Annotated in this window: 21 protein-coding genes and 2 pseudogenes; 15 read left to right on the plus strand and 8 right to left on the minus strand. The window is 51.7% G+C overall.

What is annotated here, in order from left to right; translation table 11 throughout:
- The first annotated feature begins 28 nt into the window (after positions 1-28).
- The 3 genes and pseudogenes from O6D90_RS00795 to selB form a co-directional block, all read left to right on the plus strand.
- Complete coding sequence (locus O6D90_RS00795) at positions 29-637, plus strand: glutathione S-transferase (protein WP_016157739.1); 609 nt, start codon at positions 29-31, stop codon at positions 635-637.
- Between the two features lie 98 nt (positions 638-735).
- Positions 736-2,127 carry an L-seryl-tRNA(Sec) selenium transferase gene (gene selA, locus O6D90_RS00800; protein WP_016154951.1) on the plus strand — a complete coding sequence of 464 codons (1,392 nt, stop codon included), beginning with the start codon at positions 736-738 and terminating at the stop codon, positions 2,125-2,127.
- Positions 2,124-3,890, plus strand: a pseudogene (selB, locus tag O6D90_RS00805) (selenocysteine-specific translation elongation factor); the annotation flags it as partial. The gene selA and the pseudogene selB, both read left to right, overlap by 4 nt.
- Here selB and O6D90_RS00810 read toward each other — a convergent pair.
- Positions 3,887-4,584 (minus strand): IS1 family transposase gene (locus O6D90_RS00810; protein WP_151884388.1). Its coding sequence is split into 2 segments (ribosomal slippage): positions 3,887-4,335 and positions 4,335-4,584, totalling 699 coding nucleotides; the frame shifts between segments, so codons are not numbered across the junction. The pseudogene selB and the gene O6D90_RS00810 overlap by 4 nt on opposite strands.
- A 50-nt stretch (positions 4,585-4,634) precedes the next feature.
- Here O6D90_RS00810 and O6D90_RS26290 point away from each other — a divergent pair.
- From O6D90_RS26290 to O6D90_RS00830, 5 genes and pseudogenes are all read left to right on the plus strand, one after another.
- Positions 4,635-4,745 (plus strand): annotated as a pseudogene (locus O6D90_RS26290) (SelB C-terminal domain-containing protein); the annotation flags it as partial.
- Positions 4,746-4,933: 188 nt separating this feature from the next.
- A complete protein-coding gene (yiaY, locus tag O6D90_RS00815) occupies positions 4,934-6,085 on the plus strand; it encodes an L-threonine dehydrogenase (protein ID WP_016157737.1) in 1,152 nt (383 codons plus the stop codon).
- 92 nt (positions 6,086-6,177) lie between these two features.
- Positions 6,178-7,716 carry an aldehyde dehydrogenase AldB gene (aldB, locus tag O6D90_RS00820; protein WP_016157736.1) on the plus strand — a complete coding sequence of 513 codons (1,539 nt, stop codon included), beginning with the start codon at positions 6,178-6,180 and terminating at the stop codon, positions 7,714-7,716.
- 184 nt (positions 7,717-7,900) lie between these two features.
- Positions 7,901-8,224, plus strand: coding sequence for a DUF3302 domain-containing protein (locus O6D90_RS00825; RefSeq protein ID WP_016154947.1), 324 nt, complete (start codon positions 7,901-7,903; stop codon positions 8,222-8,224).
- 5 nt (positions 8,225-8,229) lie between these two features.
- Positions 8,230-9,366: an HlyD family secretion protein gene (locus O6D90_RS00830; RefSeq protein ID WP_016154946.1), complete on the plus strand. Its 1,137-nt coding sequence runs from the start codon at positions 8,230-8,232 to the stop codon at positions 9,364-9,366.
- A 48-nt stretch (positions 9,367-9,414) separates the two neighbouring features.
- On the opposite strand, the gene O6D90_RS00835 is transcribed toward O6D90_RS00830, so the two are convergent.
- Positions 9,415-10,368 carry a LysR family transcriptional regulator gene (locus O6D90_RS00835; RefSeq protein ID WP_271143235.1) on the minus strand — a complete coding sequence of 318 codons (954 nt, stop codon included), beginning with the start codon at positions 10,366-10,368 and terminating at the stop codon, positions 9,415-9,417.
- Positions 10,369-10,489: 121 nt separating this feature from the next.
- Here O6D90_RS00835 and O6D90_RS00840 point away from each other — a divergent pair, with 121 nt between their 5' ends.
- Together O6D90_RS00840 and O6D90_RS00845 are read left to right on the plus strand one after the other, a co-directional pair.
- Complete coding sequence (locus O6D90_RS00840) at positions 10,490-11,230, plus strand: MipA/OmpV family protein (RefSeq protein ID WP_016154944.1); 741 nt, start codon at positions 10,490-10,492, stop codon at positions 11,228-11,230.
- A 236-nt stretch (positions 11,231-11,466) separates the two neighbouring features.
- Entirely contained in the window at positions 11,467-11,940 is a 474-nt protein-coding gene (locus tag O6D90_RS00845) for a 4Fe-4S dicluster domain-containing protein (protein ID WP_016157734.1), read from the plus strand.
- Positions 11,941-11,976: 36 nt separating this feature from the next.
- Here O6D90_RS00845 and avtA read toward each other — a convergent pair whose 3' ends face one another.
- Both avtA and malS read right to left on the minus strand, forming a co-directional pair.
- Positions 11,977-13,227, minus strand: coding sequence for a valine--pyruvate transaminase (gene avtA, locus O6D90_RS00850; protein WP_032931931.1), 1,251 nt, complete (start codon positions 13,225-13,227; stop codon positions 11,977-11,979).
- A 176-nt stretch (positions 13,228-13,403) separates the two neighbouring features.
- Complete coding sequence (gene malS / locus O6D90_RS00855) at positions 13,404-15,434, minus strand: alpha-amylase (protein WP_016157732.1); 2,031 nt, start codon at positions 15,432-15,434, stop codon at positions 13,404-13,406.
- Between the two features lie 316 nt (positions 15,435-15,750).
- On the opposite strand from malS, the gene O6D90_RS00860 reads away from it, so the two are divergent.
- Positions 15,751-16,575, plus strand: coding sequence for a protein bax (locus O6D90_RS00860; RefSeq protein WP_016154930.1), 825 nt, complete (start codon positions 15,751-15,753; stop codon positions 16,573-16,575).
- Positions 16,576-16,617: 42 nt separating this feature from the next.
- Here O6D90_RS00860 and xylR read toward each other — a convergent pair whose 3' ends face one another.
- The 4 genes from xylR to xylF form a co-directional block, all read right to left on the minus strand.
- Complete coding sequence (gene xylR, locus O6D90_RS00865; protein ID WP_016154929.1) at positions 16,618-17,796, minus strand: D-xylose utilization transcriptional activator XylR; 1,179 nt, start codon at positions 17,794-17,796, stop codon at positions 16,618-16,620.
- An 80-nt stretch (positions 17,797-17,876) separates the two neighbouring features.
- The gene (gene xylH / locus O6D90_RS00870) at positions 17,877-19,058 is read right to left on the minus strand and encodes a xylose ABC transporter permease XylH (protein WP_016154928.1); all 1,182 of its coding nucleotides are present in this window, start codon (positions 19,056-19,058) and stop codon (positions 17,877-17,879) included.
- Positions 19,036-20,577 carry a xylose ABC transporter ATP-binding protein gene (locus tag O6D90_RS00875; protein ID WP_016154927.1) on the minus strand — a complete coding sequence of 514 codons (1,542 nt, stop codon included), beginning with the start codon at positions 20,575-20,577 and terminating at the stop codon, positions 19,036-19,038. The genes xylH and O6D90_RS00875 overlap by 23 nt, the downstream gene beginning before the upstream one ends.
- 109 nt (positions 20,578-20,686) lie before the next feature.
- The gene (gene xylF, locus O6D90_RS00880; RefSeq protein ID WP_016154926.1) at positions 20,687-21,679 is read right to left on the minus strand and encodes a D-xylose ABC transporter substrate-binding protein; all 993 of its coding nucleotides are present in this window, start codon (positions 21,677-21,679) and stop codon (positions 20,687-20,689) included.
- Between the two features lie 365 nt (positions 21,680-22,044).
- Between xylF and xylA the strand changes: the two genes are divergently transcribed.
- From xylA to yiaA, 4 genes are all read left to right on the plus strand, one after another.
- Positions 22,045-23,367 (plus strand): xylose isomerase, encoded by a 1,323-nt coding sequence (xylA, locus tag O6D90_RS00885; protein WP_016154925.1) that lies wholly within the window; start codon positions 22,045-22,047, stop codon positions 23,365-23,367.
- A gap of 71 nt (positions 23,368-23,438) precedes the next feature.
- Entirely contained in the window at positions 23,439-24,893 is a 1,455-nt protein-coding gene (gene xylB, locus O6D90_RS00890; protein ID WP_016157731.1) for a xylulokinase, read from the plus strand.
- Between the two features lie 166 nt (positions 24,894-25,059).
- On the plus strand, positions 25,060-25,404 hold the full coding sequence (gene yiaB, locus O6D90_RS00895) for an inner membrane protein YiaB (protein ID WP_016157730.1): 345 nt from the start codon (positions 25,060-25,062) through the stop codon (positions 25,402-25,404).
- Between the two features lie 24 nt (positions 25,405-25,428).
- Positions 25,429-25,866 carry an inner membrane protein YiaA gene (yiaA, locus tag O6D90_RS00900; protein ID WP_016154922.1) on the plus strand — a complete coding sequence of 146 codons (438 nt, stop codon included), beginning with the start codon at positions 25,429-25,431 and terminating at the stop codon, positions 25,864-25,866.
- Positions 25,867-25,870 lie beyond the last annotated feature (4 nt).

Below are 25,870 nucleotides of genomic sequence, written 5' to 3' on the forward strand. Positions count from 1 at the left end.
ATATTTTTGTTGGCAAAAAGGACCCGGCATGAAACTCATTGGCAGCTATACCAGCCCTTTTGTGCGTAAAATTTCTATTCTGTTACTGGAAAAGGGCATCACTTTCGAATTTGTGAATGAACTCCCCTATAACGCAGATAGCGGCGTGGCACGCTATAACCCGTTAGGAAAAGTGCCCGCGTTGGTTACCGATGAGGGCGAGTACTGGTTTGACTCTCCGATCATCGCGGAATACATAGAACTGCTGGATATTGCGCCAGCGATGCTGCCGCGTGAACCACTGGCGGCGCTGAAGGTACGCCAGTTGGAAGCGCTGGCCGATGGCATTATGGATGCCGGTTTAGTCTCGGTACGCGAACAGGCTCGCCCCGCCGCGCAGCAGTCAGAAACCGAACTGTTACGCCAGCGAGAGAAGATTACCCGTAGTCTGGATATGCTGGAAGGTTATCTGGCGGAGGGTACGCTGAAAACGGATACGGTTAACCTGGCAACCATTGCGATTGCCTGTGCCGTCGGTTATCTCAATTTCCGTCGGGTTGCGCCAGGCTGGTGTGTTGATCGCCCGCGTCTGGTCAAACTGGTGGAAACGCTCTTTCAACGCGAAAGTTTTGCCCGTACGGAACCGCCAAAGGCTTGATACACATTATACTCGCCTAAGCAAAGTCACGGTACAATCCTTCCTATATCGATATCCCTCTCCACGGTGGAGAGGGCCACCAACAGCCAGGCCCTTTCATGACAACCGACATGCGTTCACTCTACAGCCAGCTTCCTGCGATCGATCGTTTATTGCGCGATAGCGCCTTCCCAGCTTTACGTGAGTCTCACGGTCATACCCGGGTGGTTGACCTGCTGCGTCACATGCTCGACGAAGCCAGAGAAGCTATTCGCGACACGCACGCGCTCCCGGCATGGTGTGAGGACTGGGCGCAAGAGGCCTGCGCCCGGCTGGAACGAGAATCGCAAAGTGCGCTGCGTCCGGTGATTAACCTGACCGGAACGGTGCTGCATACCAATCTTGGTCGCGCATCGCAGGCCGAAGAAGCGATCGAGGCGGTGGTGCAGGCGATGCGCACGCCGGTGACGCTGGAATACAGCCTGGATGATGCCGGGCGTGGACATCGGGATCGGGCCCTGGCGGATTTACTCTGCCGTCTGACGGGGGCGGAAGACGCCTGTATCGTCAATAACAATGCGGCAGCGGTTTTGCTGATGCTGGCGGCCACGGCTAACGGCAAAGAGGTGGTCGTTTCACGCGGAGAACTGGTAGAAATTGGCGGCGCATTTCGTATTCCGGACGTGATGTGTCAGGCCGGATGTATTCTGCGCGAAGTGGGTACCACCAACCGGACCCACACGAAAGATTATCGTCAGGCGGTAAATGAAAACACCGGTCTGCTGATGAAAGTACATACCAGTAATTACAGCATCGAAGGCTTTACGAAGTCGGTGGATGAGGCAGAGCTGGCCACTATTGGCAAGGAGCTGGATGTTCCGGTAGTGGCGGATCTCGGCAGCGGCTCGCTGGTCGATCTCAGCCAGTATGGATTACCGCAGGAGCCGATGCCGCAACAGCTGATTGCCGCTGGCGTTAGCCTGGTGAGCTTCTCTGGCGATAAATTACTGGGAGGGCCGCAGGCAGGGATTATTGTCGGTAAAAAAGAGATGATCGCGCGCTTACAGAGCCATCCGCTGAAACGTGCATTACGGGCTGATAAAATGACGCTGGCTGCGCTGGAAGCGACGCTGCGGCTCTACCTGCACCCGGAAGCGCTGGCAGCGAAGTTGCCGACGTTACGCCAGCTCACCCGCTCGCAGGAGGCTGTCCACGCGCAGGCACAACAATTACAGGCACGGCTTGCTGATCATTACGGCGACGAATTCGCCCTGAACGTTATGCCTTGTTTATCGCAGATAGGCAGCGGTTCGCTACCTGTTGATAGGCTGCCCAGCGCGGCATTAACCTTTACGCCACATGACGGGCGCGGTAGTCGCCTCGAAGCACTGGCCGCCCGTTGGCGTGCGCTGCCCGTGCCGATCATTGGGCGAATTTATGATGGTCGCTTATGGCTGGATCTGCGCTGCCTTGAGGACGAGACCCGGTTTATGGAGATGATGCTAAAATGATTATTGCAACCGCCGGACACGTTGACCACGGAAAAACAACGTTATTACAGGCGATTACCGGCGTGAATGCCGACCGTTTGCCGGAAGAAAAAAAGCGCGGCATGACCATCGATCTCGGTTATGCCTACTGGCCGCAGCCGGACGGAAGGATTCTGGGATTTATCGATGTTCCCGGACACGAAAAGTTTTTGTCCAACATGCTGGCGGGTGTCGGCGGGATCGACCATGCGCTGCTGGTGGTGGCGTGTGATGACGGCGTGATGGCGCAAACGCGTGAGCATTTGCAAATTCTGCAACTGACGGGCAACCCGCAGATCACCGTGGCGCTCACGAAAGCCGATCGCGTGGATGACGATCGCATCAACGCGGTACGTACTGAGGTGCATACTGCGCTTGAGAACTATGGATTCGCCGATGCGGTTCTGTTCGTGACGGCTGCCAGTGAAGGTCGTGGAATCGAAGAACTGCGCGATCATTTACAGCAATTAACGTCGCGCGAGCATGCCCGCGATTGCAGCTTTCGCCTGGCGATTGACCGTGCCTTTACGGTCAAAGGCGCGGGTCTGGTGGTGACCGGGACGGCGCTTAGCGGTGAGGTGACTGTTGGTGACACGCTGTGGCTCACGGGCGTCAACAAACCGATGCGCGTACGTAGCTTGCATGCGCAAAATCAGGCCACCGATCGCGCGCAGGCGGGGCAACGTATTGCGCTGAATATTGCTGGTGATGCACAAAAAGAAGAGCTTAACCGCGGCGACTGGCTGCTCTCCGATGCACCGCCAGAGGCGTTTACCCGCGTGATTGTCTCTTTAGAGCATGCCGCGCCGCTGATGCAGTGGCAACCGCTGCATATTCACCACGCGGCCAGCCACGTCACCGGCAGAATCTCCCTGCTTGAAGGGACGCTGGCGGAACTGGTGTTTGATACACCGCTCTGGCTCGCCGATAACGACCGTCTGGTGCTACGCGATATTTCGGCCCGCACGACGCTGGCTGGCGCGCGTGTGGTAACGCTCAATCCGCCGCGTCGCGGGAAGCGTAAGCCGGAATATTTGCAATGGCTGGCAGCGCTGGAGAAGGTACAGAGTGACGGCGAAGCTCTGGCGCTGCATCTGACGCGCGGGGCGGTGAATATTCCTGACTTCGCCTGGGCGCGTCAGCTCAACGGCAACGGTATGCGTCCGTTGATTGAGCTGCATGGCTTTATTCAGGCGGGATACAGTCTGTTGAATGCTGCCGTTGCAGCGCGCTGGCAGCGGAAAGTCCTTGATACGCTGGCAACGTACCACGAGCAGCACCGTGATGAACCAGGACCTGGGCGAGAACGCCTGCGCCGTATGGCTTTGCCGATGGAAGATGAAGCGCTGGTCCTGCTGCTGATTGAAAAGATGCGTGAGAGCGGCGCCATCCATAGCCATCATGGCTGGCTGCATTTGCCGGATCATAAGGCCGGTTTCAGCGAAGAGCAGCAGGCTATCTGGCAAAAAGCAGAACCGCTTTTTGTCGATGAGCCGTGGTGGGTGCGCGATTTGGCAAAACAGACGGGCACAGATGAGCAGATGATGCGTGTGGCGTTACGACAAGCAGCGCAGCAGGGCATCATCACCGCGATCGTCAAAGATCGCTATTACCGTAACGATCGGATTGTGGCCTTTGCCAATATGATCCGCGAACTGGATCAGGAGAAAGGATCGACCTGTGCTGCCGATTTCCGCGACAGGCTTAACGTTGGACGAAAATTGGCGGTAATGACTCCAACTTATTGATAGTGTTTTATGTTCAGATAATGCCCGATGACTTTGTCATGCAGCTCCACCGATTTTGAGAACGACAGCGACTTCCGTCCCAGCCTTGCCAGGTGCTGCCTCAGATTCAGGTTATGCCGCTCAATGCGCTGAGTGTAACGCTTGCTGATAACGTGCAGCTTTCCCTTCAGGCGGGATTCATACAGCGGCCAGCCATCCGTCATCCATACCACGACCTCAAAGGCCGACAGCAGGCTCAGAAGACGCTCCAGTGTGGCCAGAGTGCGTTCACCGAATACGTGCGCCACAACCGTCTTCCGGAGCCTGTCATACGCGTAAAACAGCCAGCGCTGGCGCGATTTAGCCCCGACGTATCCCCACTGTTCGTCCATTTCCGCGCAGACGATGACGTCACTGCCCGGCTGTATGCGCGAGGTTACCGACTGCGGCCTGAGTTTTTTAAATGGCGGAAAATCGTGTTGAGGCCAACGCCCATAATGCGGGCGGTTGCCCGGCATCCAACGCCATTCATGGCCATATCAATGATTTTCTGGTGCGTACCGGGTTGAGAAGCGGTGTAAGTGAACTGCAGTTGCCATGTTTTACGGCAGTGAGAGCAGAGATAGCGCTGATGTCCGGCGGTGCTTTTGCCGTTACGCACCACCCCGTCAGTAGCTGAACAGGAGGGACAGCTGATAGAAACAGAAGCCACTGGAGCACCTCAAAAACACCATCATACACTAAATCAGTAAGTTGGCAGCATCACCAAAATTGGCTATCCAGATTCTGGAATATTTTGACCGCATTGGTTTTACGCGTCGCCGGGGAAATGATCATTTATTACGCGATGCTTTGTTGTTTCCCGAAAAGTAATGAAACAATTAATTCAGGAATTAAATGAATTAATACAAAATAAATATTGATTGAAATAAGCACATTAGATTATGAACCTAATGTGCTTTTTAATTGTGGGTGTTATTAAAATAACAACCACGATCATATTTTGTTGGATATTTCACTCGTATGCTTCCTGACTCTTTAGAGTAATTAAGGATCGTACAATGGCTGCTTCAACATTTTTTATTCCTTCCGTGAATGTAATCGGCGCTGATTCATTAAAAGACGCAATGAATACAATGGCGGAATATGGTTTTCGTCGTACGCTGATTGTCACGGATGCCATGCTGACAAAATTAGGTATGGCTGGCGAGATTCAAAAAGCATTACAGGAACGTGATATTTTCAGCGTCATTTTCGACGGTACGCATCCTAATCCCACGACCAGTAACGTCGCTGCTGGCCTGCATATACTGAAAGAAAACGAATGTGATAGCGTTATTTCCCTCGGCGGCGGTTCTCCGCACGATTGTGCGAAGGGCATTGCGCTGGTGGCGGCTAACGGCGGCGATATTCGCGATTACGAAGGTGTGGACCGTTCTGCAAAACCACAACTGCCGATGATCGCCATTAACACCACCGCGGGCACGGCATCTGAGATGACCCGTTTCTGCATCATTACCGATGAAGTACGTCACATTAAAATGGCGATTGTGGATAAGCACGTTACGCCGCTGCTGTCCGTTAATGACTCCTCGCTGATGGTCGGCATGCCGAAGTCCCTGACAGCGGCAACCGGTATGGATGCGCTGACCCACGCCATTGAAGCCTACGTTTCTATTGCTGCAACGCCGATTACCGATGCGTGCGCGTTGAAAGCGGTCACCATGATTGCGGAAAACCTGCCGGTCGCCGTTGCAGATGGCAGCAATGCTCAGGCGCGCGAAGCCATGGCTTACGCGCAGTTCCTCGCGGGCATGGCCTTTAACAACGCTTCTCTTGGTTATGTGCACGCAATGGCGCACCAGTTGGGCGGCTTCTACGATCTGCCGCACGGTGTATGTAACGCAGTGCTGCTGCCGCATGTGCAGGTCTTCAATAGCAAAGTGGCTGCCGCTCGCCTGCGTGATTGCGCTGAGGCAATGGGCGTGGATGTTGCTGGCTTGAGCGCAGAGCAAGGGGCGGAAGCCTGCATCGCGGCGATCCGCGAACTGGCGCAGAAAGTGAATATCCCGGCCGGTCTGCGTGAGTTGAACGTGAAGGAAGAGGATATTGCCGTACTGGCGACCAATGCTCTGAAAGATGCCTGCGGTTTCACTAACCCGATTCAGGCGACTCATGAAGAAATCATGGCGATTTATCGCGCTGCTATGTAATTCGTGATACCTGTCGTAAAGCAGTAAATGGCTGGCGAATAATTCGCCAGCCCCGTCTACCCTTGTAGTACCCCTACAGCAAGGAGATGGTCATGACCAATAACCCCCCTTCAACGCGTATTTATCCCGGCGAGTATGGTTACCCTCTGAAGTTAAAAGCCCGATACGATAACTTTATCGGCGGTGACTGGGTTGCCCCGGTGGACGGCGAGTATTACCAAAACCTGACGCCGGTAACTGGGCAATTACTGTGCGAAGTGGCCTCTTCCGGCAAAAAGGATATTGATCTGGCACTGGATGCCGCGCACAAAGTAAAAGACAAGTGGGCGCAGACATCCGTGCAGGACAGGGCGGCGATACTGTTCAAAATCGCCGATCGTATGGAGCAAAACCTGGAACTGCTGGCGACGGCAGAAACCTGGGATAACGGTAAGCCCATCCGCGAAACCAGCGCGGCAGATGTTCCGCTGGCGATTGACCATTTCCGCTATTTCGCTTCCTGTATTCGTGCGCAGGAAGGGGGTATAAGCGAGGTTGATAGCGAGACCGTGGCTTATCACTTCCATGAACCTCTTGGCGTGGTAGGGCAAATTATCCCGTGGAACTTCCCGTTGCTGATGGCCAGCTGGAAGATGGCGCCCGCGCTGGCGGCGGGTAACTGCGTCGTGCTTAAACCCGCGCGCCTCACGCCGCTGTCCGTGCTGTTGCTGATGGAAGTCATCGGCGATCTGCTCCCGCCAGGCGTGGTGAACGTGGTAAACGGTGCGGGTGGGGAAATCGGTGAGTATCTGGCGACGTCTAAACGCATTGCGAAAGTGGCGTTTACCGGCTCAACGGAAGTTGGGCAGCAGATCATGCAATACGCCACGCAGAACATTATTCCCGTCACTCTGGAGCTGGGTGGGAAATCGCCCAATATCTTCTTCGCTGATGTGATGGATGAAGAGGATGCGTTTTTTGACAAAGCGCTGGAAGGTTTCGCGCTGTTTGCCTTCAATCAGGGGGAAGTGTGTACCTGTCCGAGCCGTGCGTTAGTACAGGAATCTATTTACGAACGTTTTATGGAAAGAGCTATCCGCCGGGTGGAGAGTATTCACAGCGGCAACCCGTTAGACAGCGTGACGCAAATGGGTGCGCAGGTGTCGCATGGTCAACTGGAAACCATTTTGAATTACATCGATATTGGTAAGAAAGAAGGGGCTGATGTTCTCACCGGCGGGCGGCGCAAGCAACTGGATGGCGACTTAAAAGAAGGTTATTACCTCGAACCAACCATTCTGTTTGGCAAGAACAACATGCGGGTTTTCCAGGAAGAGATCTTCGGGCCCGTGCTGGCCGTCACGACCTTTAAAACCATGGAAGAGGCGCTGGAAATCGCCAATGACACCCAATATGGGCTTGGCGCTGGCGTCTGGAGCCGTAACGGAAATCTGGCGTACAAGATGGGCCGTGGGATTCAGGCGGGGCGTGTATGGACCAACTGTTACCATGCTTACCCGGCCCATGCGGCATTCGGTGGTTATAAGCAGTCAGGCATCGGGCGCGAGACGCATAAGATGATGCTCGAGCATTATCAGCAAACCAAATGTCTGCTGGTGAGCTACTCGGATAAACCGCTGGGACTATTTTAATTTCTCATCACTTATTGCCCGGTTTTGCGCCGGGCATATCTTTATTCTGCAGTTATATATAAACCCATATATCGTTATATAAATAAGACGATTGCATCCAATCTGGTCATTCCACTACTATTATCAACTCTATTGTGTAAATCAAATTGCAGCCGAATTTTTAATTTAAATCCCTGAGGCAAATATGTTCCTTAATTATTTTGCATTAGGAGTGCTTATTTTTGTATTCCTGGTCATTTTTTACGGGATTATTATTCTGCATGATATTCCCTATCTCATTGCAAAGAAACGTAACCATCCTCATGCTGACGCAATACATGTCGCAGGCTGGGTGAGTTTGTTTACCTTACATGTCATGTGGCCCTTTTTATGGATCTGGGCAACGCTTTATCGCCCGGAACGCGGGTGGGGTATGCAAAGCGCGGATTCTTCCCTGATCCAGTTGCAGGCCAGGGTTGCCGATCTGGAAAAGAAACTGGGTGAGGCGAAGACCTCTCCGGCGGAGTAATATCGATGGATTTATTGATCGTTCTGACCTATGTGGCGTGCGCATGGTCAATATTTAAGATTTTTAAAATTCCTGCCAATAAATGGACAGTACCCACTGCAGCATTGGGCGGTATATTCATTGTTTGCGGGCTTATATTACTGATGAATTATAACCATCCGTATACATTTAAGGCGCAAAAGGCAGTAATTTCTATTCCCGTAGTACCGCAGGTCACGGGGGTCGTGACGGAAGTGACGGATAAGAAGAATACGCTGATCAAAAAAGGTGAGGTACTGTTTAAACTTAATCCAGGACGTTACCAGGCACGAGTTGATCGCCTGAAAGCTGATATTGTCACTGCACAACATAAAGAGCAGGTGCTGGTGGCGCAGTTAGACGAAATGCAAGCCAACACGCAGCGGGCAAAGGCTACGCGTGACAAGTTAGCTAAAGATTACCAGCGCTATGCGCAGGGGAGTCAGGCAAAGGTCAATCCTTTTTCTGAACGCGATATCGATGCGGCGCGGCAAAACTATCTGGCGCAGGAAGCAGCGGTGAAATCCTCCGTTGCGGAACAACAGCAAATCCAGAGTCAGTTAGACAGCCTGGTGCAGGGTGAGAATTCGCAAATTGCCAGCCTGAAAGCGCAGTTAGCCGAAGCGGAGTTCAACCTGGACCAGACAGTGGTTCGCGCGCCCAGCGATGGTTACGTTACGCAGGTGCTGATGCGACCGGGAACCTATGCCGCCGCGCTGCCTATGCGTCCGGTGATGGTGTTTATCCCGGATCAAAAACGGCAAATTATCGCTCAGTTCCGGCAAAACTCGTTGCTGCGATTGGAGCCAGGCGATGAAGCTGAAGTGGTGTTTAACGCCCTGCCGGGTAAGGTTTTCAGCGGCAAACTGGCTGCCATCAGCCCGGCCGTACCGGGGGGGACATACCAGTCGAATGGGGCGCTGCAATCCTTAAATTCTACGCCCGGATCGGAAGGGGTGATCGCCACGATTGAGCTGAATGATAATGTGGATGTGAACGCTCTGCCTGATGGGATTTATGCGCAGGTCGCGGTTTATTCTGATCACTTCACCCATGTGTCAGTGATGCGTAAGGTTCTGCTGCGCATGACCAGTTGGGTGCATTATCTGTATCTCGATCACTAGGCGCAGGCTATTTTGCTTACCATTTTGAACCTGGTACCCTAATTTCGCTTACTCAGGCTGCTGTTCCAGCGCCTGAGTAAGTTGCTGGCGGATCTCTGCCAACATCTCATCAAGAATAAACTGTACCCGCCACGGCTGGTATTCACGTTTGCGGAAAATCACCACCAAATCCAGCCACCATTCATGTTGTTCTGAGAAACATGGAACCAGCGACCCGGATTCAACATCTTTTTGTACACTCGCATTTGGCGCAAAAACAATGCCCAGATGGTTACGTGCCAGCGCCAGTGCAGACTGTGTATTGTCGCAGACATAATTTCCGGTTACCCGATAATCGTGCATCTCCTTGCCTCCGGCAGAAGTGAAACGCCAGATATTAGCCTCATCTATCATCATGGAATCAATCAGGATACAGGAATGTTCTTCCAGTTCATCAGGGCTACTAATAGGATGTGCTTTGATATACTCAGGGCTGGCAAAAGCCGTCACCGCATATTTAGTAATGAAACTGGCAACCAGAGATTCATCTTTAGGATGTGCATAGGTGATTAAAATATCACAATCTTCAGGGAAGTCGACACCTTCAAAAAATGCCTTTCGTTCCAGGTTACATGTTTTAAGTGAGAGGCTAATTCCACCGATATCCTGAATTTTTGCGATCACATGTTGCGATAAATAAGCAATTATGCCCGTCGGAGCATATACGGTTACCCGGCCACGTTTTTCGTGCTTATAATCAGCAATGAAATTATTGAGCTGATCGTTTCTGTCCAACATGTCATTGATGTAAGGAAGCAGCGCTGTACCAAACGGTGTGAGGGTGGGCTGTCGAGTGGTGCGATCAAATACCTTTAGTCCAACTTTGGATTCAAAATCAGCAAGGTACTTACTAACGTTGGCTTGTGCGATGCCGAGAACCGTAGCGGCATGACTGATGTTTTCACTGGCAGCAATTACCGAAATAATCTTCAGTTCCCGGTGTTTGAGTTGTAATTTGTTCATCGCCAAACCCAATATATATATGTTTGTATATATTACTATATAAATATGAATCTTGCACCGATGAAATTGTAAGCATTATTATGCACGCGTTTTGTATCTTATTTTAAAATGGAATGTGGGCATGTTAATTAAACGCAATATTGTGGCGCTATTCGCCTTTTCATTTATGGCGAGCGCAACTGCCGCAGAATTTTCTATTGGCGGCGGCGCTGTATATAACGAATCTCCTTATCGTGGATATAATGATAACGTTCACGCAGTACCGCTTGTCAGTTATGAAAGTGAATCATTTTATTTTAGGCAAACAACGTTAGGTTATATTCTTTCAAAAAATGAAAGTAATGAATTCAGCATTACTGCCTCGTACATGCCGCTTGAGTTTGATCCGGGTGATAACGACGATCAAGCGATGAAGCAACTGAACAAGCGTGACGCAACCGCGATGGCGGGTGCTGCATGGTATCACCATGAGAAATGGGGCAGCGTGAAAGTCTCCGCAGCAGCGGATGTGCTGGACAACAGCAACGGTTGGGTTGGGGAAATGTCTCTGTTTCGCCAAATGCCGATGGGCAAGCTGACGCTGACGCCGGCGATTGGCGTGCTCTACTATGACGAAAACTTCAACGAATATTACTACGGCATCTCTGGCAATGAATCCCGCCGTAGTGGGTTATCAAGTTACTCCCCTGGCGATAGCTGGACACCGTATGTTGGCCTGTCCGCTAAATACGCATTGACCAGCAATCTGACGCTGCTGGCCAGCGCCAACTATAGTGCGCTGCCAGATGATATTAAAAATAGCCCGATGGTTGACCGTGATGACAGCTTTACCTTTATGTCCGGTCTGACCTGGCGTTTCTGATTCTCACCCGTTTGTCCTCAGGGAGGAGGGCAATCTTTTCAATGCGGTAGACTGGATAAGACCCGAAGCATCGTCATCCGGCCATTTCCAATGAGCTGGGTTTTACCGTTCGTGATTAGGCGGATCGCCATAGTTGTTTAGGCACCTGACAATATTTAACCGTTTCCCCTGTCCGATCAAGGCGTCAGGGGCAACCTCTCTGGCACTCTGTGGTTTTCACGCAGACGGAGGGAGCAATGAACGAGTTTATTATGGCGGATGCGGCAAAATGTATTGGGTGTCGTACCTGCGAAGTTGCTTGCGTCGTCGCGCACCAGCAAAACCAGGACTGCGCGTCGGTCTCTTCCACTGCGTTTACCCCGCGCATCCGCGTGATCAAAGACGACGCCTTTACGACGGCAGTCGCCTGCCATCAGTGCGAGGACGCTCCCTGTGCAAATGTCTGCCCGACGCACGCAATTCGTCGTGAACATGGGCATATCTTCGTTGAACAGGCGCGTTGTATTGGCTGTAAAAGTTGTATGCTGGCCTGCCCGTTTGGGGCAATGAATGTCGTCGCCCGCTCGTCGCGGGTACAGGCGATAAAGTGCGATTTATGCTGGCACCGTGATGCGGGGCCGGCGTGTGTCGAAGCCTGCCCGACCAGCGCGTTGCAGTGTATAGATGCCGTCAGTATTCAGCGCCAGCGTCTGTGTTCACTTCCACAGTAATTTGAGTCCCGACCTGTAGTTAGGTCGGGACTTGCGTTAGCCTTCCTGCCAGGCGCGTTCGATCTCTTCAGCCAGAATCTTCACTCCAGCTTCGATTTTCTCCGGTTCTGGCACGTAGTTCATCCGCATACACTGATGGGTATGCGGCCAGGGTTTATCCAGACCCGGGAAGAAATAGTCACCGGGAACCATCAGCACGCCGCGCGCTTTCAGACGCTGATACAACAGTTCGGTGCTGATAGGCAAATCTTTGAACCATAACCACAGGAAAATCGCGCCCTCCGGTTTATGAATAAGGCACCGATCTTCAGATAAATAGCGGCGAATGATCGCAATCGTCTCCTGAACGCGCTGATAATAAAACGGCTTGATCACCGTCTCGGACAGGCGCAGAAGGTCGTTGCGCTTAATCATTTCGCACATGATTGCCGGACCCATTCCGCCAGGCGCGAGGCTGATAATGCCGTTCATGTTGGTGATGGCGGTGATGATTTTTTCATTCGCGATAATGATGCCGCAGCGGGAGCCTGGTAGACCCAGCTTGGAAAGGCTCATGCACAGCACAATGTTGGGGTTCCACAGCGGGCGCGCTTCGCTAAAGATGATGCCGGGGAACGGTACGCCATAGGCGTTATCAATCACCAGCGGGATCCCATGCTGGTTGGCCAGCCGGTCCAGCTTCATCAGCTCTTCATCGGTGATCACGTTGCCTGTCGGGTTTGTCGGACGTGACACGCAGATCATGCCCGTCTCTTCACCGATGTGCAGGTGTTCAAAATCAACGTGATACTTAAACTGACCTTCTGGTAACAGTTCGATGTTTGGACGCGCGGAGACAAAGAGATCCTCTTCCAGCCCGGAATCGGCATAGCCAATGTATTCCGGAGCTAACGGGAACAACACTTTTTGCGTTGTTCCGTCGGCGCGGCGTCCGGCGAACAGATTGAATAAGTAGAAAAATGCGCTCTGACTGCCATTTGTCAGTGCAATATTTTGTGGCTCGATATCCCAACCCTGCTTCTCACGTAGCAGTTTCGCCAGCTCTGTCAGCAGCTCGGTTTTACCTTGTGGACCATCGTAATTGCAAAGCGCATCAGTGGCTTTGCCGTTTTCCAGCATATCTGCCAGCAGAGATTGAAAGTAATTTTGCATCTCTGGAATTTGCGCCGGATTGCCGCCACCGAGCATGATGGCGCCTGGGGTGCGTAAACCGTCGTTAAGGTCCTCCATCAGGCGTGTGATGCCTGAATGGCGGGTAAATTTGTCGCCAAAAAGTGAGAATGTCATAGCAGGTGGTCTGTCGAACTGAGTAATAAAGTGGCTAACCATAGCGCTACCCATGGCAGGGTGCAAATCAGGGGTATCAGGCCGGATTGAGATTTTGTGCTAATGATTTTTATTTGGCTGGTTTTTAATGTTGAGTAAGGCTTCCCGCTGCGTGCACAGCGAGAAGCCTGCCGGGATCAGGGCTGACCGGCCCACACCACCATCACCTTATCGTCGCCATGCTCACGAATAAATCCGTATCCCTGCGTCAGCGGCAGCGTGATTTGTTTACCGGCACCAATGGCGGGATGTCTGGCCCTGAACTGACTGATTCGCTGCCAGTGTGCGACGATGGCGGCAGATTTCCCGGTCACATCCTGCCAGTTCATCTCTGAGCGCGTACCCTGTAATGGGTCTGAGCCGGTTGGGCCAAAGGGGCGGGCCGACTCGTCGCCATAAAAGAGTTGAACCGCGCCAGGTGCCAGCAGCAATAGCTCGGCGGCTTTGTCTCCACCTTCGCGGAACAGACGTGTATCGTGCGAGGAGAGATAGCTCAGGACGTTGAAGTCCTGCAATTTATCCGCCATCTGCTGCCAGGTGGGGTCCATATTTGCCAGACAATCAACGGCCTTTGCCGCCTGCTCCTGGTAGTCGAAATTGATCATCGCATCGAAGCCGTGACGGTAATAGTCGCTTTGCATCACACCGTGACCCCAGGCCTCGCCAGTCATCCAGAAGGGGTTATCATCCAGCGCTTTTTCCGGATTGGCTTTCTTCCATTCGACCAGCGCCGCGCTGGCTTGTGTTTTTAGCTGCTGCCAGGCGGGAAGCTCGACGTGTTTAGCGGTGTCGACCCGAAAGCCGTCAATCCCATAATCACGCACCCACTGACTGAGCCAGTGCGTCAGATAATCCCGGGGCGTGTAACCGGCGATGGCTTTGGCGTGCGTATCCGGCTTGTGCTGATAAAAGTTTGGCAGCCCGGAAGGCGTGGTGGATTCGGTTTTCAGATCGGGCAGGAAAGCCAGCGACATCGTCAGGTCGTCAAAGCCAGGATTGTCGTAATCGGCAATATCGGTGCGGATCCAGTTTTTTCCCCACCATTTTTCCCAGCCAGCTTTATCGCTAAAGTTGATGTAATCATTGAAACTGTGCCAGCTTTGCCCGGCGGATGGCTGCCAGTCCGTCCAGCGTTCCCCGAGCGTTTTTTTCAGCTCATCGCCCGATAGGTACAGTGCCCCAAACTGATACTCCTGCATATCCGCCAGCGTGGCGTAGCCGGTATGGTTCATCACCACATCAAACAAGACACGGATGCCGCGCTGGTGTGCGCCATCAACCAGCGCACGCAGGTCCGCTTCGTTTCCCATATTGGCGTCAAGCGTGGTCCAGTCCTGGGTGTAGTAGCCGTGGTAAGCGTAGTGGGGGAAGTCCCCTTTGGCGCCACCGCCGACCCAGCCGTGGATTTGCTCAAACGGCGCGCTGATCCACAGGGCGTTGACGCCTAACTGTTGCAGGTAGTCGAGTTTGCTGGCGAGCCCGCGCAAATCGCCACCGTGGAAAGTGCCAATTTCCTGCATGCCGTCGTTGCGACGCCCATAGCTGTGGTCGTTACTCGGATCGCCATTCACAAAGCGGTCCGTCAGGACGAAATACACCGTGGCGTTATTCCAGTCGAAAGCGGCGGGGGCATCGGTTTCCGCCCGTTCCAGTAGCAACAGCCCGTTACTGGTTGCGGCGGGTTGTAGGGTAATCGACCCGTTTTTTACCGTTGCCGTTTGCTGGCTGTAGAAATCACGCACCACGGCACCTTCCGGGAAGGTCTGGCTCACGTCCAGCGTTAATGGTGAACCGTCCCATTTCGGGCATTGGCGAATCTGGGGGGTGACGGTGTCCTTAGCACTTTTTACCAACAGCATCAGCGTCGGCGTACCGGAGCGGGTATCGATTTCCAGCGTGTAATCGCCGTCTTTGAATAAACGCCACTGTGGCGGCGTGCCTTCACAAGGTTTTAGCGACAGCATCTGGTTGAGTTTTATCGCATCAGCAGGCTGCCAGCACTGTTGGTCAAAATTCAGGGTTAAAGGACGGGTACCCTTCGTCAACGCTGCATGGCTGACGAATTTACCCGTACCTTCCGCTTCGAAGGTGGGAAGTCCTTGAGACGTCCATGATGAGGCGATGGCAATGCCGGGCATTAGCGCCAACGCAACGGCGGCAAGTTTCATAGTGCTGTCCTTGGTGCTGCGATTTTCGCCAGTTTGCCAGTGAAATCAGGCCGGAAACTCCTCCTTTGAGTTGATTCCGCCAGGAGGAGAAGTGAGGGTGAGCGATCGCGCGCAAAAAATGAACTGATTTTGCGATAACCTCCACATTTTCTTCGAATTAATGACACCCAGAACCGTTTATACGTGACATAGTTTCAGAATTGGACTATTCCTGTGGGTGCTCTTGACGGCTATTTTTGATATGATTTGAGATTCATCTCTCATTTTTGTGAAAAATATAAGGTGTTGGAATGTATAAATCCGACCAGGAGACCTAATGATATTGACTCCCATTCGACGATATGGGGCAATGATTCTTATGTTACTCACCGTTGCATTTTCGGGTGAGGTGCTGGCAAAGACACACACGGCGACAACGAGTCACAAGCCCCAGATAACCAAGGCAAGTAATAAACAGGTTAGCAGTAAACAAGAGTATTCTCGCAATAGTGCAAAGAGTAGTTCACTTCCTGATTTGCGAAAATACCCTTCCGGAACACCAAGGAAAAAAGCGTTTCTCCGGACGGTTATGCCTTATATTACCAGTCAAAATGCTGCCATTACGGCGGACCGTAACTGGCTGATTTCAAAACAGTACCAGAACCGCTGGTCACCGACTGAGCGTACGCGTATGAAAGACATCGCGAAGCGCTACAAGGTGAACTGGTCTGGTAACACGCGTAAAATTCCGTGGAATACGCTGCTTGAACGTGTAGACATTATCCCGACCAGTATGGTGGCAACCATGGCTGCGGCAGAAAGCGGCTGGGGTACGTCGAAGCTGGCGCGGAGCAACAACAACCTGTTTGGCATGAAATGTGGCAAGGGTCGTTGTAACAATGCACCGGGTAAGGTCAAAGGCTACTCACAATTTGAATCAGTGAAAGAGTCGGTGAATGCTTACGTCATTAATTTGAATACGCATCCGGCCTACTCTTCCTTCCGTAAGTCACGTGCGCAGTTGCGTAAAGCCGATCAGGAAGTCACCGCCACCGCGATGATCCATAAACTTAAGGGTTATTCCACTAAGGGACAGAGTTATAACAACTATCTGTTTGCAATGTATCAGGACAACCAGCGTTTAATCGCCGCGCATATGTAATTTCGAGTGCCGGATGGCGACTTCGCCCTCCGGCTATCATCCTTATAGCAACACTTCACTGTTCACATCGCGATACTCTTTTGGCGTCGTGTCGTACTCTTTCTTGAATACCGAATAGAAATACTGCAGAGATGGGTAGCCGCACATCTGTGAAATTTCGTTGATTGAAAGCGTGGTAGAAATCAACAGGCTGCGCGCCTTTTCCAGCTTTTCGGCATGAATCACGGCGTGAATGGTCTCTCCGACCTCTTCTTTAAAGCGCTTCTCCAGATTCGAACGTGAAATCCCTACTGAGTCCAACACTTGATCAACCTTGATACCTTTGCAGGCATGGTTGCGAATGTAATGCATCGCCTGAATAACGGCAGGATCGGTAAGTGAACGATAATCTGTAGACTGACGCGCAACAACGCGTACAGGAGGAACCAGAATGCGCTGTAAGGGTATCTCTTCGTGAGCCAGCAGGCGGTGGAGTAGTTTGGCTGCCTGATATCCCATCTGTCTGGCCCCCTGAGCGACGGAGGACAAGGCGACTCGTGACAGGTAACGGGTCAGCTCTTCGTTATCGATACCAATGACGCACAGTTTTTCCGGTACCGGAATATGCAGATGTTCACAGGCCTGCAGAACGTGCCGCGCACGTGCGTCGGTGACGGCGATAATCCCAGTTTGTGGAGGTAAGGTTTGCAGCCAGTCCGCCAGCCTATTTTGCGCGTGCTGCCAGTTCTCCGGCGCGGTTTCCAGCCCCTGATAGACGACGCCGCGGTACTTCTCTTTGGCAACCAACTGGCAAAACGCATATTCACGTTCTGCGGCCCAGCGTTTACCGCTTGAAGCCGGAAGACCATAAAACGCAAAGCGGTTAATCCCTTTCTCTTTCAGATGCAGGAAAGCGCTTTCTACCAGCGCGTGGTTGTCGGTGGCAATGTAATGTACTGGTGGATAATCTTGCTGCAGATGGTAGGAACCCCCAACGCCAATGATCGGAACATCCACATCGACAAGTAATTGCGCAATATCATCATCGTCATAATCGGCAATAACGCCGTCGCCTAACCACTCTTTAATGTTATCAATGCGAGCACGAAAATCTTCTTCTATGAAGATATCCCACTCCGATTGCGACGCTTGCAGATACTCGCCAACCCCTTCAACCACCTGACGGTCGTAGGCTTTATTGGCATTAAATAACAACGTAATACGATGACGTTTATAAAACATGGTTCTTTTCCTGCTGAATCATGTAGAAAAGACAATGCCGGTTGCATTAACCGGCATTGAGATACACCCACTTCTTAAATTCAGGAACGACGTTTGGTTGCTGAGTCCATCCATACCGCCAACAACAATATCGCTCCTTTCACTATGTATTGCCAGAAGGTGGGGACGTCCATCATACTCATTCCATTATCGAGAGAAGCCATAATAAATGCGCCCATGACGGCGCCAGCAACACTCCCGACCCCTCCCGCCAGGCTGGTTCCCCCGATGACACATGCGGCAATGGCATCCAGTTCTGCAATGTTCCCTGCGGAAGGGGAACCTGCGCCAAGCCGGGAGCTAAGAATGAGCCCGGCAATGGCGACCATCAAACCATTAATAGCGAAGACGGCAAGTTTGGTGCGTTCAACGTTGATACCTGAAAGGCGGGCGGCTTCCAGGTTCCCGCCAATGGCGTAAATTCTCCGACCGAATGCAGTGCGCGTGGCCATAAACATCCCACCGAGCAGCAGCAGCGTCAGCAGCAGGACGGGCGTTGGAACACCACGATAATCGTTTAATAGCCAGATTGCCCCTAAGACGACAATGGCTGTGAATGCCTGGCGACCCACAGCCGACGTTGATGCGGGAGTGGCAAGGCCTAACGCCTGGCGACGCATACGGCCTCGCCATTGCCAGCCAACAAACGCCATTAAGCCGAGAGCACCGATGACAAAGCCTGTGCCATCAGACAAGTAGCTCTGACCAATCTGAGACATTGCTGCGCTGGTGGGGGATACGGTGGTGCCGTTGGTGATGCCAATCAGAATACCGCGGAAAGCCAGCATTCCCGCAAGGGTGACGATAAACGACGGAACCTTGCGGTAAGCAACCCACCATCCATTCCATGCCCCGAGGAGCAATCCCAGAGTCAGGGTTACGATCACCGTCAGCGGTAAAGGCCAGCCTAGCCAAACATCACAGATCGCCGCTACGCCGCCCAATAATCCCATCATGGAACCGACAGAGAGATCGATTTCAGCGGAAATGATCACAAACACCATACCCACGGCAAGAATACCGGTAATCGCAGTCTGTCGAAGCAGGTTCGAGACATTACGTGCGCTCAGGTATGCGCCATCAGTGGTCCACGTGAAAAACAGCATAATCACGATAATCGCCGCAATCATGACGAAGACTTGCAAGTTAAGCGATTTTATTGCTGGGAAACCACCTGTGATAGAGGGAGAAAGTTTCGCTTCAGACGGATTGTTTTTCGACATGATGTTCGCTCCTTAATGCGGCTTCCATCACCTGCTCCTGAGTCAGGTTATGATTTACCAGGTTAGCTTTCAGTTTTCCTTCATGCATCACGAGGATGCGATCGCTTAGTCCGAGCACTTCAGGTAATTCAGAGGAGATGACAATCACGGCAATGCCTTCCTGGACGAGCTGGTTGATGAGTTTGTAGATTTCATATTTGGCGCCGATATCAATACCCCTGGTGGGTTCATCAAGAATGAGAATCCGGGGATTTAACAGGAGGCAACGTGCGAGAATCGCTTTTTGCTGATTCCCTCCGCTCAGACGCCCGATCGCAAGGTCGGGGGACGATGTTTTTACTTTGAGCTGTTGAAGCGATTCCAGAATGCATTTTTGTTCAGCGGCATCATCAAGATGGCTCATGCCCCCGGTAAATTTATCGAGTGCAGCCAGCGTGATATTTTTCCCCACAGCCATCACCGGAACAATGCCATCTTTTTTTCTGTCTTCAGGCACCATGGCGATGCCATGAGCAATAGCTTGCTGGCAGTTATGGATATGCACCTGAGTGCCTTCAATAAAAATCTTTCCCTCCCAACGACCAGACCAGACGCCAAACAGACACTGTACGGCTTCGGTACGTCCTGCACCGACGAGTCCGGCAATGCCGAGAATTTCGCCCTGCTTGAGTGAGAAAGAAATGTCGTTGACGCGTTTTATATGGCGATTGACGGGATGCCAGGCTGTCAGATTCTCAACCCGTAAAATCTCTTCTCCCGTGATATGAGGCTCGCTGGGGTAAAGTGCGGTGAGCTCACGACCAACCATCATGGTGATAATATCGTCTTCAGTCATGTTGGTCGCATCGCGTGTGCCGATGTGTTTACCGTCGCGAATAACGCAAATGGTATTCGAGATGGCCTTAACTTCATTCAATTTGTGTGAAATATAAATGCAGGCGATATCATGCTGTTGTAGGTCACGTATAATATTCAGCAGTATTGCAGTTTCCTGCTCGGTGAGGGAGGCCGTTGGTTCATCCAGAATAAGTAAGCGGACCTGCTTATTCAGCGCTTTTGCAATTTCTACCAGCTGTTGTTGCCCTAATCCTAAATCGCCCACGCGCGTATCTGGCGAAATAGACAAACTGACCTGATCGAGTAATTTTTGACAGCGTAACGTCATCATCTCGTAATCAAGAACGCCGTTACGGGTCATTTCGTTACCGAGGAAAATATTTTCCAGTATTGTTAACTCTTTCACCAGGGCTAATTCCTGGTGGATGATCGCAATACCCTTACGTTCGGTATCACGAATATGGCTGGCACGGATGGCTTCGCCAGCAAAAATGATCTCGCCTTCGTAGGTTCCATGCGGGTAAATTCCGCACAGAACTTTCATTAGCGTCGATTTACCCGAACCATTTTCACCGCATAATGAAATGATTTCGCCAGCATTGATCCTAAGGCTAACGTTATCAACCGCCTTCACTACGCCGAATGTCTTGGTAATGTTTTTCATTTCAAGAAGATATGGCATAACTGCTCCACATAAGCCAATAAGAGAACCCTGCGTGGACATTCACGTATATCCGTGGCGAATTTGACACCACGTTTTATTGCCCTCTGATTTGCAGAGGGCACATGGCTTACAGATCGCTTTTCTTGTGGAATCCGTCTTTAATGACGGTCTCGTTAATATTATCTTTGTTAACATCAATAGGTGTGAGTAGTCGGGAAGGGACATCTTTCAGGCCATTATTCAGCGAAGTATCTGCTTTAGGCTGTTGATCATTTCCCAGTTCGACGGCGATTTCCGCAGCGGTATTTGCGAGCAATGTAATAGGTTTATAAACCGTCATGGTTTGAGTCCCGGCGACAATGCGCTTGATGCCTGCAAGGTCTGCATCTTGTCCGGAAATAGCGACTTTTCCTGATAATCCTTGCGCACTCAGCGCCTGAATCGCACCGCCAGCTGTGGCGTCATTTGAGGCAACTACTGCGTCAATTTTGTTATTGTTGGCGGTTAGCGCATTTTCCATAATCTTCAACGCATTCTCCGGTAACCAGCCGTCAACCCATTGATCGCCCACCACCTTAATTTTTCCGCTGTCGATATACGGTTTTAATACTTTCATTTGTCCAGCGCGGAACAGCTTCGCGTTGTTATCAACGGGTGAGCCCCCCATCAGGAAATAATTCCCTTCGGGGACAATATTGACTAATGATTGAGCCTGTAATTCACCTACTTTTTCATTATCGAAAGAGATATAAAAATCGATGTCAGCATCATTGATCATGCGATCGTAAGCCAGCACCTTGATCCCTTCTTGTTTTGCTTCTTTGATAACATTGCTTAATACCTGGCCGTTGTAAGGGATTATCACAAGGACATCCACGCCCCGGTTTATCATGTTTTCAATCTGCGACATTTGGGTTTCTTCATTACCATTCGCCGATTGTACAAATACTTTCGCACCAAGCGATTCAGCTTTGTTGACGAAAATATCGCGATCTTTCTGCCAGCGTTCCAGGCGGAGATCATCAATCGCCATACCGATTTTTACTTCTTTGGCATGACCTGCGACGCTGGTGAGTAAAAGGGATGTGCAAACAGCAAGTAAAATGTTCTTCATCTTCATAATCGTGATGCCTTTTGTAGGGGGGAAACAGCAGTAAAAGTAACAATCACAGCATAAGACGTAGCAGAGTTTTAACAGGTAACGGCGGGAAGGCAATTATAGATTTTTATCTTCCAATTACGTTTTTTGGTTTATTTCTTGATTTATGACCGGGATCGTATTTTAAATGATTCGTTACCTGGGTTGCATTTAAGTTTGATAAGTAACAATTTTTAAATTGGTCAGATTTTATTTTGAGAAGTAGCGCACACTTGTGAATTATCTCAATGGCAGTATGAAATAACATAATTGAGCAATAGGTGGGGAGTGCCCAATATTACGACATTATCCATCACCCGCCGCATTACCTGATTATGGAGTTCATTATGCCAGCCTATTTTGACCAGCTTGAGCGCGTTCGTTATGAAGGCACCAAATCAACTAATCCATTAGCATTTCGTCACTACAACTCTGATGAGTTAGTGTTAGGCAAGCGTATGGAAGATCACCTGCGATTTGCTGCCTGCTACTGGCACACTTTCTGCTGGAATGGTGCAGATATGTTTGGTGTTGGTGCATTTAATCGCCCGTGGCAGCAGCCCGGTGAAGCGCTGGAATTAGCGAAGCGCAAGGCGGACGTGGCGTTCGAGTTTTTCCACAAACTGAACGTGCCCTACTACTGCTTCCATGACGTGGATGTCTCGCCGGAAGGTGCGTCGCTGAAAGAGTACAAAAACAATTTCGCGCAGATGGTTGATGTACTGGCGGCAAAACAGGAGCAGAGCGGCGTGAAGCTGCTGTGGGGAACGGCAAACTGCTTCACCAACCCACGTTACGGCGCGGGCGCGGCCACGAACCCGGATCCAGAAGTGTTCAGCTGGGCCGCCACGCAGGTGGTTACGGCTATGGATGCCACGCATAAATTAGGCGGTGAAAACTACGTTCTGTGGGGCGGTCGTGAAGGCTATGAAACGCTGCTGAATACCGATCTGCGTCAGGAACGTGAGCAAATTGGTCGCTTCATGCAACTGGTCGTGGAACACAAACACAAAACCGGTTTCCAGGGCACTTTGCTTATCGAGCCGAAGCCGCAGGAACCGACCAAGCACCAGTACGATTACGATGCGGCGACCGTATACGGATTCCTCAAGCAGTTCGGTCTGGAAAAAGAGATCAAACTGAATATCGAAGCCAACCACGCCACGCTGGCGGGTCACTCGTTCCATCACGAAATCGCCACCGCTATCGCGCTGGGTCTGTTTGGCTCTGTCGATGCCAACCGTGGGGACGCGCAACTGGGCTGGGATACTGATCAGTTCCCGAACAGCGTAGAAGAGAATGCGTTGGTGATGTACGAAATCCTGAAAGCCGGCGGCTTCACCACCGGTGGCCTGAACTTCGATGCCAAGGTTCGTCGTCAGAGTACCGATAAATACGATCTGTTCTATGGTCATATTGGTGCGATGGATACCATGGCGCTGTCGCTGAAAATTGCGGCGCGTATGATTGAAGACGGTGGTCTGGATCAGCGCGTGGCTAAACGTTATGCCGGTTGGAATGGTGAGCTGGGCCAGCAAATTCTGAAAGGGCAGATGACGCTGACGGAAATTGCGCAGTACGCTGAACAACACAACCTGGCGCCAGTGCACCAGAGCGGTCATCAGGAATTGCTGGAAAATCTGGTGAACCATTATTTGTTCGACAAATAACGGGTCTCTGAGCATGTCCGTAAGCCCGGTCAGCTCGCGCGACCGGGCCTTTCTTTAAGGAACGATGCCCTATGTATATCGGGATAGATCTTGGCACATCAGGCGTAAAGGCCATTCTGCTCAACGAGCAGGGCGATGTGGTCGCTTCGCAAACAGAGAAACTCACCGTCTCGCGCCCGCACCCGTTATGGTCAGAACAAGACCCAGAGCAGTGGTGGCTGGCAACGGATCGCGCTGTGAAAGCCCTGGGTCGGCAGCATTCACTTCGCGAGGTGAAAGCGTTGGGGATTGCCGGACAGATGCACGGCGCGACGCTACTGGATGAACAACAGAAGGTATTGCGCCCGGCTATCCTGTGGAACGATGGTCGCTGCGCCGAAGAGTGCGTCATGCTGGAGAGCCTGGTTCCGCAGTCTCGTGCCATCACCGGCAACCTGATGATGCCTGGCTTTACCGCGCCAAAGCTGCTGTGGGTACAGCGCCACGAACCGGAGATTTTTAGCCGGGTTGATAAAGTCCTGCTGCCGAAAGATTACCTGCGCCTGCGTATGACCGGCGATTTCGCCAGCGATATGTCTGATGCGGCTGGTACCTTGTGGCTGGATGTTGCGAAGCGTGACTGGAGTGATGTCATGCTGGAAGCCTGTAAGCTGACTCGTGCGCATATGCCTGCGCTCTATGAAGGCAGTGAGATTACCGGAACATTGTTGCCAGCAGTCGCCAGGGCCTGGGGAATGCAGGAGGTTGCGGTGGTCGCCGGAGGTGGGGATAACGCAGCGGGGGCGGTTGGCGTGGGCATGATGAATGCCGGTCAGGCGATGCTATCGCTGGGTACTTCCGGGGTCTATTTTGCGGTCAGCGACGGCTTTCTCAGCAAACCGGAAAGCGCGGTCCATAGCTTTTGCCATGCATTGCCTGAACGATGGCACCTGATGTCCGTGATGTTAAGTGCGGCATCCTGCCTGGACTGGGCGGCAAAATTAACCGGACTGGCGAGCGTTCCTGCGTTGATTGCCGCAGCGCAACAGGCGGATGAACACGCTGAGCCGGTCTGGTTTTTACCCTATCTGTCCGGTGAACGTACGCCGCACAACAACCCGCAGGCGAAGGGCGTATTTTTCGGTCTGACGCATCAGCATGGTCCGGCGGAGCTGGCACAGGCGGTGCTGGAAGGCGTTGGTTTTGCATTGGCTGAGGGTATGGACGTGGTACACGCCTGCGGCGTGCAGCCCTCCAGCATTACGCTGATTGGCGGCGGGGCGCGCAGCGAATACTGGCGTCAGATGCTGTCTGACATCAGCGGATTGCAGTTGGATTACCGTACCGGCGGCGATGTTGGTCCTGCTCTCGGTGCGGCGCGTCTGGCGCAAATTGCCATTAATCCGCAGCAGCCATTATCAGACCTTCTGCCTCAGCTTACGCTGGAGCAGGCGCATTATCCTGATGCCGAGCGCCATGCCCTTTATCAACAGCGTCGGGAAACCTTCCGCCGAATCTATCAGCAATTACACCCGCTGATGTCCTGACCCTAAATCCCCTCTGGTAAACAGAGGGGATTTATCAAATATATATTTCAATCTAATTAATAATTATCGCGCATGAATTTATTCTGAAAGTCCGGCGTAGTGACCTTTTCTGTGTTGTCTTTAGCGGGTTATTCATATTGTATCCATGATGGATAAGGAGGTCCCAATGAAGACGACAAGGCTGTTGCCATGGATATTATTCTTCTCTGGTGCATTTATTTACGTTATTGGCTTATGGCGGGCATGCCCGTTATTGAGTAGCAAAGGCTATTTTTTCGCCGTGCTGATGACGGGAATGTTTGTGACGTACGTTTATCAGCGTGCAGATAATCTCAATCAGAACGATGAACACTTCGCCTCTGTATGTCAGATGGTGGCGCTCATCACGGTAGGGGTGCTGTTGGTGGGCGTATTGAACGTCCCATTATCACCCCTCGAAAAGGGGCTGTTCCCGGTGGCATTCATCGTATGTTTACTGGGGCAAGTTTTACTCATGCGTTCAGCAGAATAGTTATCTAAAGGACCGGAACTCTAAATGGAAAACAGGACATCAACTTATTCACCGGCATTTAGTATTGTGTCATGGGTCGCGCTTCTCGGCGGCATTGTGGTTTATCTGCTGGGGTTGTGGAATGCCGATATGCAGTTGAACGAAAAGGGGTATTACTTTGCTGTTTTGGTGCTTGGTTTGTTTTCTGCTGCGTCGTATCAAAAGACGGTACGGGATAAATATGAGGGGATCCCGACTACGCCGATTTACTACATAACCTGTCTTGCCGCGTTTATTATTGCGGTTGCATTGTTGGTTATCGGTTTGTGGAATGCCACGCTGCTGCTAAACGAGAAAGGGTTTTACGGCCTGGCCTTCTTTTTAAGCCTGTTTGGTACCGTTGCGGTGCAGAAAAATATCCGTGATAGTGGCTTTGAGCATCCAAAAGAAACGCTGGCAGTCGCAGACGATTTTACGGAGTGATCGT

This window comes from Citrobacter sp. 21OH12SH02A-Citro (assembly GCF_027919895.1).
In the GTDB taxonomy this organism is placed as follows: domain Bacteria; phylum Pseudomonadota; class Gammaproteobacteria; order Enterobacterales; family Enterobacteriaceae; genus Citrobacter; species Citrobacter braakii.

Coding starts and splice junctions, on each gene's coding strand:
- xylR (WP_016154929.1), bottom strand. CDS start 17,796: ATGTTTTATAAACGTCATCGTATTACGTTGTTATTTAATGCCAATAAA.
- O6D90_RS00795 (WP_016157739.1), top strand. CDS start 29: ATGAAACTCATTGGCAGCTATACCAGCCCTTTTGTGCGTAAAATTTCT.
- yiaB (WP_016157730.1), top strand. CDS start 25,060: ATGAAGACGACAAGGCTGTTGCCATGGATATTATTCTTCTCTGGTGCA.
- selA (WP_016154951.1), top strand. CDS start 736: ATGACAACCGACATGCGTTCACTCTACAGCCAGCTTCCTGCGATCGAT.
- O6D90_RS00845 (WP_016157734.1), top strand. CDS start 11,467: ATGAACGAGTTTATTATGGCGGATGCGGCAAAATGTATTGGGTGTCGT.
- xylH (WP_016154928.1), bottom strand. CDS start 19,058: ATGTCGAAAAACAATCCGTCTGAAGCGAAACTTTCTCCCTCTATCACA.
- yiaY (WP_016157737.1), top strand. CDS start 4,934: ATGGCTGCTTCAACATTTTTTATTCCTTCCGTGAATGTAATCGGCGCT.
- aldB (WP_016157736.1), top strand. CDS start 6,178: ATGACCAATAACCCCCCTTCAACGCGTATTTATCCCGGCGAGTATGGT.
- O6D90_RS00825 (WP_016154947.1), top strand. CDS start 7,901: ATGTTCCTTAATTATTTTGCATTAGGAGTGCTTATTTTTGTATTCCTG.
- xylA (WP_016154925.1), top strand. CDS start 22,045: ATGCCAGCCTATTTTGACCAGCTTGAGCGCGTTCGTTATGAAGGCACC.
- yiaA (WP_016154922.1), top strand. CDS start 25,429: ATGGAAAACAGGACATCAACTTATTCACCGGCATTTAGTATTGTGTCA.
- O6D90_RS00840 (WP_016154944.1), top strand. CDS start 10,490: ATGTTAATTAAACGCAATATTGTGGCGCTATTCGCCTTTTCATTTATG.
- xylB (WP_016157731.1), top strand. CDS start 23,439: ATGTATATCGGGATAGATCTTGGCACATCAGGCGTAAAGGCCATTCTG.
- O6D90_RS00875 (WP_016154927.1), bottom strand. CDS start 20,577: ATGCCATATCTTCTTGAAATGAAAAACATTACCAAGACATTCGGCGTA.
- O6D90_RS00835 (WP_271143235.1), bottom strand. CDS start 10,368: ATGAACAAATTACAACTCAAACACCGGGAACTGAAGATTATTTCGGTA.
- xylF (WP_016154926.1), bottom strand. CDS start 21,679: ATGAAGATGAAGAACATTTTACTTGCTGTTTGCACATCCCTTTTACTC.
- avtA (WP_032931931.1), bottom strand. CDS start 13,227: ATGACATTCTCACTTTTTGGCGACAAATTTACCCGCCATTCAGGCATC.
- O6D90_RS00860 (WP_016154930.1), top strand. CDS start 15,751: ATGATATTGACTCCCATTCGACGATATGGGGCAATGATTCTTATGTTA.
- O6D90_RS00830 (WP_016154946.1), top strand. CDS start 8,230: ATGGATTTATTGATCGTTCTGACCTATGTGGCGTGCGCATGGTCAATA.
- malS (WP_016157732.1), bottom strand. CDS start 15,434: ATGAAACTTGCCGCCGTTGCGTTGGCGCTAATGCCCGGCATTGCCATC.